Source organism: Mesorhizobium sp. M0189 (genome assembly GCF_040322135.1).
Classification (GTDB): domain Bacteria; phylum Pseudomonadota; class Alphaproteobacteria; order Rhizobiales; family Rhizobiaceae; genus Mesorhizobium.
This window is the reverse complement of record NZ_JAMYSW010000002.1, coordinates 566,907-575,145: the sequence shown is the minus strand read 5'-3', so window position 1 is coordinate 575,145 and position 8,239 is coordinate 566,907. Positions and strand designations below refer to the sequence as shown.

General features: G+C 64.0%; 9 protein-coding genes. 1 reads left to right on the top strand and 8 read right to left on the bottom strand.

Annotation, left to right across the window (positions count from 1 at the left end; translation table 11 throughout):
• Positions 1–197 precede the first annotated feature (197 nt).
• From NKJ09_RS05670 to NKJ09_RS05640, 7 genes are all read right to left on the bottom strand, one after another.
• Complete coding sequence (locus tag NKJ09_RS05670) at positions 198–689, bottom strand: F0F1 ATP synthase subunit B (protein ID WP_023716855.1); 492 nt, start codon at positions 687–689, stop codon at positions 198–200.
• Between the two features lie 10 nt (positions 690–699).
• Positions 700–1,281: a F0F1 ATP synthase subunit B gene (locus NKJ09_RS05665; RefSeq protein WP_023716854.1), complete on the bottom strand. Its 582-nt coding sequence runs from the start codon at positions 1,279–1,281 to the stop codon at positions 700–702.
• Between the two features lie 81 nt (positions 1,282–1,362).
• Complete coding sequence (locus NKJ09_RS05660; protein WP_006206606.1) at positions 1,363–1,587, bottom strand: F0F1 ATP synthase subunit C; 225 nt, start codon at positions 1,585–1,587, stop codon at positions 1,363–1,365.
• Between the two features lie 67 nt (positions 1,588–1,654).
• Positions 1,655–2,413, bottom strand: a complete 759-nt coding sequence (locus tag NKJ09_RS05655; protein ID WP_023716853.1) for a F0F1 ATP synthase subunit A — start codon at positions 2,411–2,413, stop codon at positions 1,655–1,657.
• A 70-nt stretch (positions 2,414–2,483) separates the two neighbouring features.
• Positions 2,484–2,882 carry an AtpZ/AtpI family protein gene (locus NKJ09_RS05650; RefSeq protein ID WP_023716852.1) on the bottom strand — a complete coding sequence of 133 codons (399 nt, stop codon included), beginning with the start codon at positions 2,880–2,882 and terminating at the stop codon, positions 2,484–2,486.
• A gap of 255 nt (positions 2,883–3,137) precedes the next feature.
• The gene (locus tag NKJ09_RS05645) at positions 3,138–4,322 is read right to left on the bottom strand and encodes a cell wall hydrolase (protein WP_352496679.1); all 1,185 of its coding nucleotides are present in this window, start codon (positions 4,320–4,322) and stop codon (positions 3,138–3,140) included.
• A gap of 107 nt (positions 4,323–4,429) precedes the next feature.
• The gene (locus tag NKJ09_RS05640; RefSeq protein ID WP_352496678.1) at positions 4,430–5,749 is read right to left on the bottom strand and encodes an MFS transporter; all 1,320 of its coding nucleotides are present in this window, start codon (positions 5,747–5,749) and stop codon (positions 4,430–4,432) included.
• A 120-nt stretch (positions 5,750–5,869) separates the two neighbouring features.
• On the opposite strand from NKJ09_RS05640, the gene NKJ09_RS05635 reads away from it, so the two are divergent.
• Positions 5,870–6,787 carry a LysR substrate-binding domain-containing protein gene (locus NKJ09_RS05635; RefSeq protein ID WP_352515631.1) on the top strand — a complete coding sequence of 306 codons (918 nt, stop codon included), beginning with the start codon at positions 5,870–5,872 and terminating at the stop codon, positions 6,785–6,787.
• Between the two features lie 14 nt (positions 6,788–6,801).
• On the opposite strand, the gene der is transcribed toward NKJ09_RS05635, so the two are convergent.
• Positions 6,802–8,235: a ribosome biogenesis GTPase Der gene (der, locus tag NKJ09_RS05630; protein WP_352496677.1), complete on the bottom strand. Its 1,434-nt coding sequence runs from the start codon at positions 8,233–8,235 to the stop codon at positions 6,802–6,804.
• Positions 8,236–8,239: the final 4 nt, after the last annotated feature.

Here is an 8,239-nt window from a genome sequence, read left to right as displayed (position 1 = left end):
GGCCGCCGATGCTGCCAAAGTTCCCATCAGCCATCGCATCAAGAAATGCGCCTGGAACGACGACTATCTCATCAATGCCATCACTCATATGCGATAGCCCTGCCTTACAGGGGGAGATTTGCGCTCAGCCGCTTTCGCTAACAAAAAAGCCGCCAGGTTTCCCAGGCGGCCTTGGATGAATTTCTCGACGACGTCGCTTAATTCAGCTTCGACTTCAAATCCTGCAGCGAGGCGTTGAAAAGGTCGGCGCCGGCCTTGGCGTCGATCTTGCCGGCCAGCAGCGCGCGCGCGGCTTCGACCGCGATGTCGACGGCGCTGGCGCGCACTTCGCCGATCGCCTCGCGCTCGGCCTGGCCGATCTTCTGCTCTGCCAAGGCGGTACGCCGGGCGACATAATCCTCGGTCTTCTTGTGCGCCTCGGCGGCGAGCATGTCGGCTTCGCGCTTGGCGGCGGCGACGATGGCCGCGGCCTCCTGCTCGGCTTCCTTGCGCTTGCGCTGATATTGGCCGAGCAACTGCTGGGCCTCTTCGCGCAACCGGCGCGCTTCCTCGAGTTCGCTGCTGATCTTGTCGGCACGGGCATCGAGCGCCTTGGCGATCATGCCCGGCACCTTGATGTAGATGGCAATGCCGAGGAAGATTATGAGGGCAACGGTTGCCCAAAGCGTCGCGAGAGATGTGGCGTCCATGATGCGCTCCTCACCCGGCCACGGATTTGACCGCGGCCGCGATCTCGGCCTTGCTGGCCTTGCCGCCGACCAGCGCCTCGACGATGGCCGAAGCGGTGTCCTCGGCGATCGTGCCGACTTCCTTCATGGCATTGGCCTTGATGGAAGATATGCGCGCCTCGGCCTCGCCAAGCTTCTGGTCAAGCGCTGCCTCGATCGTCTTGCGGGCAGCCTCGGCTTCCGCCTTGGCCGCATCGTTGGCCTGCTGGCCGATCGCATTGGCCTTGCCCTTGGCTTCCGCCAATTCCTGCTCATAGGCGGCAACGGCGGCATCGGCCTCGCCTTTCAGCCGGGCAGCATGATCGAGATCCTGCGTGATGCGGTCGTTGCGCACGTCGATGATGCCGCCGACGCGCGGCATCACTACCCGCTTCAAGAAGAGGTAGAACAGCCCGAAAGTGATTGCCAGCCACAGCAGCTGTGACGGGTACGTCGCCGGATTGAATGGCGGGAACGTGCCGTGCGCCTCGGCAGGCACGCCGGTGGCGGCGTGCGTTTCGCCTTCCGTTGCGGCGGGCGCGGACTCTTGCGCAAAGGCAGATGTCACGAACATGGACTATCCCCGAAATTCAGACCCGCCGCAGGATCGCGGCCGGCCTGTTCAATTCTTCCCAATGTTCAGCCGAACAAGTATTCAGCCGAACAGGGCGAGAAGCGCGATGAGAAGCGAGAAAATACCCAGCGCTTCGGTCACGGCGAAGCCGAAAATCAGGCGGCCGAACTGGCCGTCGGCGGCCGACGGGTTGCGCAGCGCGCCCGCCAGATAGCTGCCGAATATGTTGCCGAGGCCAATGCCCGCGCCGCCCATGCCGAGGCATGCGATGCCGGCGCCGATGTACTTTGCTGCTTCTGCGTCCATTTGTTCAACTCCTTTGGATCTAAAATTCCGTTGCAAATTCGATCCGGCGGCAATGCCGGAAACCTTGTTAGTGCCCGGGATGCAGGGCGTCGTTGAGATACATGCAAGTCAGCACGGCAAAGACGTAGGCCTGCAGGAACGCGACCAGCAGCTCCAGCGCCGTCAGCGCCACGGCCATCGCCAGCGGCAGAACCGAGCCCGCCACGCCGACCGCGCCGAGCGCGCTCAGGCTGACGACAAAGCCCGAGAACACTTTCAGCGTGATGTGACCGGCAAGCATGTTGGCGAACAGACGAACCGAGAGGCTGACCGGACGCGAGACGAAGGAAATCACCTCGATCAGCACCACCAGCGGCAGCAGGTAGACCGGCACGCCATGCGGGACGAACAGCTTCAGGAAGCCAAAGCCGTGCTTGGTGAAGCCGTAGACGACGACCGTTCCGATCACCAGCGCAGCGAGGCCGAAGGTGACGATGATGTGGCTGGTGATGGTGAAGAAATATGGGAACAGGCCAAGCAGGTTGGCGACAAGCACGAACATGAACAGCGAGAACACGAAGGGGAAGAACTTCATGCCTTGCGTGCCCGCGGCGTCCCTCAGCATATTGCCGACAAATTCATAGGCCATTTCCGAGACCGACTGAAGGCGGCCGGGAACGAGGCTGCGGCTCGACGTGCTGAGGTAGAGAAACGCCGATGCAACAGCAACCGTCGCAAGCATAAACAGAGCCGAATTGGTGAAAGACAGGTCGTAGCCGCCGATGTGAATCGGAATGATCGGCTGAATCTGGAACTGGTGGATCGGATCGACCTTGTCAGCAGCCACTTTAAATCCCCATCGAAGCCGCAGACGGCTTGAGTATCCTGTTCAATGCGCCGGCATGCGGCGCCTCAATTCATTCTTTCGGATCGCGCGGTTTGTCGCCCGTTCCGAATTCCGACACAAGCCCGGCTGAACGCAGGACATTGAGCACGCCGGCGCCAAAACCCAGCAACAGCCCGACTATCAGACCCCATGGCGATGTCCCCGCCACGCGATCGATAAACCAGCCGAGAGCCGCGCCGACCACTATCCCGGCGATGAACTCGCTGGACAGCTTGAGCGCCTGGCCGTACCCGGCCACACTGCCCGCTTTCGCGTCGTCTTTCCCCTCGAGCCGGTCCGGCCGCCTTGTCGCAAGCGATGCTTCAAGGTCGCGCCGACGGCGCTCAAGATCGTCGTCGCGGATGTCGGCTTCATGCTGCTTGCCGCGGCCGGTTTTTCCGGTTCCGTCTGGCCCATTCTTGTCGGCCACGCAACCCCCCTGCCCGGTCAGACCGTCACCGTCCGTCCGCTTCTTAAAGTCGCCGGCAACATAGTTAGAGGGTCCGCGCCCGTCAAGCCACGAGCGGACGTTCAAGCTCAAGTATTTTTTCGTTATAAATCAGCTACTTGCTTGGGTGCGACATCGTGCCCGACGCGGTCTCTGGCGGGCTGCGGCCGAATCCCCACGACGACGGGTCTTCGATCGGCCGCTCTCCCGCGAAAGATGCAAGGGCTGCCCGAGCACTCAGCTCCAGCCGCCGCCATAGGTGCGGTAGAAGATATGCAGGCCGATCCTGGTCGTTTTCTTCATCGTCCTCGCCCAGCCCGGATGGACGTAGTTGGCGTAATAATGGGTCGACGAGCCGACTTCCGGAATGAATATCTTGCCGGCTGTGACGGCCATGGCGACATCCTGGGCGGTCTTGTAGGCGGCGGGATTGTCGATGCGCTTCTTCCTGCCGTCGCAGGCGAAGGAAAACTGGCAGCGGTTGAACCAGTTGTCGTTCTGGTAGACGACGCCGCAGATCGAGTTCGGATAGGCCGGGTTGCGGACGCGGTTGAGGATGACCTGGGCGACGGCGGCCTGGCCGCGCACGGATTCGCCGCGCGCCTCGAAATAGATGCCGTTGGCGAGACAGGCCTGCTCCGGTTTGGAAAAGACGCTCGCCGGCAGCGGCGTCTGCATCCAAGAATGATCGCCCTTGCTCAGCGGTGGAATGAAGCGGCCATCGTTCGGGTCCTCGTCCTGCAGCAAGGCCTCGAAAGGCGATGCCTTGGCATAGTCGGGAGCCGACGAGGCATAGGCGGTTGCCAGCACGTCGGGATGATCGTTGTTGACCAGCGCGGCAAGCATCGCCGGCACGCCGGGATCCGGCTTCTTGTCGACGCGCGTGTGGAAGGCGGCGGCGATCTGGATTTCCTTGCCTTTGATCTCGGGCTTGGCGAAAGCCATCCTCAGGCCGCTGTCCATGCTTGGGCGGAGCAGTGAGGAGGTGCGCTCGAAGATCGAGCCGGCGTTGAAGTTCTTCGGCGGCGAGACGGGCGAGACCTGGATGATGCGGCCCTTCTTGTCGGCACGCGTGATACGGTTCTCGTCCGGCGTCGTGCCGGCGATGCCGCCCTTGCCGCGAAACGAGACGGAGCCGATGCCGGGCAGTTGGACGCCGGAGCCGGAGAGCGAGCCGGTGCTGCTGGAATCGAGGAAGGGCATTTCGGCGGCGTGAACGGAGCCGGCGACGGACTTCTCGACATAGGCGTTCCAGCGGACGCTCGGCGCCTCAAGGCCGGAGACCAGGCTTGTCATGTCCTGATAGGCAGCGACCGTCGGAAAGCCGATCCAGATGCCAAGGCCAATAATAAACGGAGACAGGAAGGAACGTTTTTTGTCACCGGCGGCGGCGACAAGCCGCGTCAAAACACGTCGATGCACGGAACTCTCCAGAAACGCAACGGACCCCACTGGAGAGCTACAATGATGCATTAACCTTGATGGGGCGTTAACAGCTTAGAACGTTGTTTTCCCATCTCATGTCGAAGTCAGGCGCTTTTGCGGCCATCGCTTGACGGAAGAAAGATCGGCCAGGCGATCAGTGCGCAAATAGCCGCACCCAGCCAGACGCCTGCCCACGAGCAGAGCACGAGAAGTCCGGGAATGGCGATCGGCACCAGGAAGAAGGCAATAAAGACCAGGCTGTTGGCGAGGCCGAGCGCCGTTCCGGCCTGGCTCGCGCCGGCCAGCGTCGCAAGCTCGGTGTAGGCGACGCCATGCCAGGAGGAGACGCAAATGCCGGCCACGACCAGCATCGCGACGATCGCCGGCGACAGCATCGGCACTTGGCCTGACAAGAATTGGGCCGCCAACAAGACGAGCGCCGCAAGCACGGTGAAGGCGATCAGGCTCAACAGGCTGCACAGACGCAGAAACGACCGGCGGTTGCCGTGACGGTCGGTGTAGCGGCCGCTCCAGACGCGCATGACCATGGCGCCGACCTGCACGGTGGCGAGGCTGGCGCTGATCACGGCTGTTCCCATGCCGGCGAAATCATGCAGGAAGACGGAAGCAAAGGTGAGCACCGCCACCTGCGGAAAGCACAGCAGGCCGATGGCTGTTGCGATGCGCCAGACGGCCGGGTTGCGCAGCGGCGCCGGGCCGGCCGGCAATGCCGTGCTGCTCGAATTGGCATCGTCATGCACCGGTGGCTGATGCAGCCAGCGCCAGGCGAGAGAGGTCGAGACGGCGGACGCAGCCGCCAGAAGTCCGAAGACCGCCGTGAAGCCATGGGCCGAAGCGAGCGACGGCAGCACGAGCGCGCCAAGCCCGCCGCCAAGCGGCACCGCCGTCTGCCTGATGCTCATGGCAAAGCCGCGCTCGCCTTCGCCGAACCAGGCCATGATGGCACGGCCGCTGGAGCCGTTGACGCTGCCGCCGAGCAATCCGGTGACCAGCAGGGCAGCGGCGAGAAGCGCGATGCCGGGAATGTGGGCCGGTGACGGCACGATCAGCGCGGCCATGACAAGCAGCCAAACCGTGGTTGCGCCGAGCCCGGTCAGCAGCACGCGGCGGTCGCCCCAGCGATCGGTCAGCAGTCCCCACGGCAATTCGCTCAGCGCTACGCCCAGGCCGAGAAGACCAAGCGCCATGCCGAGTTCGCCATTGGAGAGATGATAGCCCGAGCGCAGGAACACCGCCGTCGCCGGAATGCCGGAGAAGGTCGCGGAAAAGCAGGCATTGGCGGCGACGCCGATGCCCAGCACCTTCCAGCGATGATTGGCTCGAAGTGCCGCCGCTTCCGACGGGGCGGCAACGGCGCCTGGGCGAAGCGGTTTGCAATCTGGTCCTGTGGCGACAGCAGACATGGTTCAGCTCCTGCATGGGCTGGTTGCGTTCGGTCTTGACGCGCTGTCTCTATCGCCATAGCTTCGTCCTGAATATCAGGAAGTTTTTGACGTAATGTCCCAAATATCAGGATTATTGCCATGCGACGCGTGACATTCGATCTCGACGTCCTGCGCAGCTTCGTCACCGGTATGGAGTTGGGCAGCTTCGCCAAGGCCGCCGACCGGCTCGGCCGCTCGACCTCGGCAATCAGCGCACAATTGAAGAAACTGGAGGAGCAGGCGGCGACGCCGATCTTCCGCAAGTCGGGGCGCAGCCTGGCGCTGACCGAGGCAGGCGAGACCATGCTGGGCTATGCGCGCAGGCTGATCGAGCTCAACGACGAGGCCGCGTCCGCCATCCACGACGTCGAGCTGGAGGGCTGGGTGCGGCTTGGATTGCAGGAGGATTTCGGCGAGGCGGTCCTGCCGGAGGTGCTCGGGCGCTTCGCCCGCGCCCATCCCAAGGTCAAGATCGAAGCCAGGATCGCACGCAGCCACGAGCTTGCCGAACGGATCATTTCGGGCAGCCTCGATATCGCGCTTGCCTGGCACAATGGCGCGACGCTGCCCTACAGCCGGCATGTCGCCGACGTCCAGATGCGCTGGATCGGCCCGGCAAAACAGATCGAGACCAGCCTGCGCGATGGCGAGCCTTTGCCGCTGGTGGCGCTCGAAGCGCCGTGCCTGCTCCGCAGCGTGGCGACCGAAACCCTGGACCGCGCTGGTCTGGCATGGCGGATGGCCTTCTCCAGCCCGAGCCTTGGCGGTATCTGGGCAGCCGTCGCCGCCGGGCTCGGACTGACGATCCGCACCGATATCGGCCTGCCGGCCACCGTCAGGGCGATGACGCCGGGGATCGCCGGGCTGCCCGCTTTGCCCAAGATGGCGCTGTTCCTGCATCGCAAGGAGGCCGAGCCCGACCCGGTGGCGGCGCGGCTTGGCGACATCCTGCTGCAGGCGGCGCTGGAAGCGTTGCCGCAGACGCAAACAGCGCCTGTCCTGCGCAACGTGGCGTAGAGGAGAAGTGGCGCTCAGCGGCGCTTCTTTGCCTTGCTGGCGAATGGGTTGTCCGAGGTGCGCAAGGCGATGCGGATCGGCACGCCGGGCATGTCGAAAGCCTCGCGCAGGCTGTTCGAGAGATAGCGGACATAGGATTGCGGCATCGCGTCGGGCCGTGAGCAGGAGACGACGAAGCCCGGCGGCCGCGTCTTGGCCTGCGTGACATATTTGATCTTCAGCCGGCGTCCGGCGACGGCGGGCGGCGGGTGATGCGCCAGGATGCCTTCCAGCCAGCGGTTGAGCTTGCCGGTCGACACGCGGCTGTTCCAAACGCGATGCGTCCTGATGACAGCATCCATCAGCTTGTCGAGGCCACGCCCGGTCTCGGCCGAGACCGGCACCGCCTGCATGCCGCGCGCCTGCGGCAACAGCCGCTCGGTTTTTTCGCGCAGCTCGGCCAGCAACTCCTGGGGATGGTCGATAAGGTCCCATTTGTTGAAGGCGATCACCGGGGCACGGCCCTCGCGGATGATCAGGTCGGCGATCTGCAGATCCTGCTTCTCGAAGGGAATAGTCGCGTCGAGCACGATGATGACGATCTCGGCAAAGCGGATGGCGCGCAAGCCGTCCTGCACCGACATCACTTCGAGCTTTTCGTGGATCCTGGCCTTGCGGCGCATGCCGGCGGTGTCGAACAGTTTTAAGCGGCGGCCATGCCAGTCCCAGTCGACCGAGATGGAATCGCGGGTGATGCCGGCCTCGGGGCCGGTCAACAGCCGTTCCTCGCCGATCAGCGCGTTGATCAGCGTCGACTTGCCGGCGTTGGGACGGCCGACGACGGCGATGCGCATCGGCTTGGTGTCGTCATAGCTCGGCTCTGCGTCCGGGTCGGTGATGTCTTCGCCGATCAGCACCTCGCTGGCGGCGACCTCCTCCTCACCGGCCTCTTCGTCCTCACCGAAGGCGCGCGCCTCGCCCAGTGCCGCGATCACCGCATCGCGCAGATCGGGCAGGCCCTGGCCGTGTTCGGCCGAGACCGGGATCGGCTCGCCAAGGCCGAGCTCCCAGGCCTCCAGCATGCCGCCCTGGGCGCCGCGCGCCTCGGCCTTGTTGGCGACGACGACAACCGGCTTGCCGGATTTGCGCACGATCTCGGCGAAGGTCTTGTCGTCGGGCATCAGCCCGGACTTGGCATCGATCGTGAAAAAGATCAGGTCGGCCTCGCGGATGGCGATCTCGGTCTGCGCGCGCATGCGGCCGGGCAGCGTCGAGGCGGCCGCATCCTCGAAGCCGGCGGTATCGATGACGTCGAAATGCAGATCGTAGAGTTTTGCGGCATGGACGCGTCGATCGCGGGTGACGCCCGGCGTATCGTCGACAAGCGCCAGCTTCCTTCCCACCAGCCGGTTGAAAAGGGTCGATTTGCCGACGTTAGGCCGGCCGATGATGGCGACTTTGAAAGTCATCCGT

What these genes read in the sequence shown, in the direction of transcription:
- NKJ09_RS05635 (WP_352515631.1), top strand. Translation starts at nt 5,870, where the DNA reads ATGCGACGCGTGACATTCGATCTCGACGTCCTGCGCAGCTTCGTCACC.
- NKJ09_RS05640 (WP_352496678.1), bottom strand. Translation starts at nt 5,749, where the DNA reads ATGTCTGCTGTCGCCACAGGACCAGATTGCAAACCGCTTCGCCCAGGC.
- NKJ09_RS05665 (WP_023716854.1), bottom strand. Translation starts at nt 1,281, where the DNA reads ATGTTCGTGACATCTGCCTTTGCGCAAGAGTCCGCGCCCGCCGCAACG.
- NKJ09_RS05670 (WP_023716855.1), bottom strand. Translation starts at nt 689, where the DNA reads ATGGACGCCACATCTCTCGCGACGCTTTGGGCAACCGTTGCCCTCATA.
- der (WP_352496677.1), bottom strand. Translation starts at nt 8,235, where the DNA reads ATGACTTTCAAAGTCGCCATCATCGGCCGGCCTAACGTCGGCAAATCG.
- NKJ09_RS05660 (WP_006206606.1), bottom strand. Translation starts at nt 1,587, where the DNA reads ATGGACGCAGAAGCAGCAAAGTACATCGGCGCCGGCATCGCATGCCTC.